Source organism: Clostridium tepidiprofundi DSM 19306, from assembly GCF_001594005.1.
In the GTDB taxonomy this organism is placed as follows: Bacteria; Bacillota; Clostridia; order Clostridiales; family Clostridiaceae; genus Clostridium_AC; species Clostridium_AC tepidiprofundi.
The window spans coordinates 1-585 of the sequence record NZ_LTBA01000161.1 but is presented as its reverse complement, the minus strand read 5'-3'; the positions used below and the strand labels follow the sequence as shown (position 1 = coordinate 585).

General features: G+C 32.0%; 1 protein-coding gene. It reads left to right on the top strand.

The genetic code is table 11. From position 1 onward, the window contains the following. On the top strand, window positions 1-527 hold a 527-nt coding region (locus CLTEP_RS14210; RefSeq protein ID WP_153016379.1), incomplete at its 5' end, for an Rpn family recombination-promoting nuclease/putative transposase. Between the last annotated feature and the right edge of the window lie 58 nt (window positions 528-585).

The following is a 585-nucleotide window of genomic DNA, read 5'->3' as shown; positions in this document are numbered from 1 at the left end:
AAGAAGAATATCATAATGTCTACAAAATATACAATGTAAAGAGCAAAAAGTCATTTAGTAATTTGTTTGAGCTGCATTTTATAGAACTTCCAAAATTCAAGAAAGATTTTAGTGAAATAAGGACAACGCTAGATAGGTGGGCAGCATTTTTAACAAAAGCGTATGAATTTGATAAGGATAGTGTTCCTAAAGAATTAGCACAGAGTGAGGAGATAAAAAAAGCAGCTGAGAGGCTAGATATAATGAGTTTAAATAAGGAAGAAAGAGAAATATATGAAAATGATTTAAAAGCGATGATGGTAAGAAATGCCGAGATTAATGCTGCTGAGGAGAAGGGAAGAGAAGAAGGAATTAAAGAAGGAATTAAGGAAGGGATTAAGGAAGGAATCAAGGAAGGAATTAAGGAAGGAATCATTAAAACTGCAAAAAACTTATTAGACATGGGTATAGATGAGCAGATGGTATCAAAAGCTACAGGACTAAGCGTAGAAGATATTAGGGAATTGTGCAATAAGAGAAAACAATAATAGAGAAAAGAGAATAGTAACAATATTCTTTATCGATTTTATAAGACTCCCACTTTTA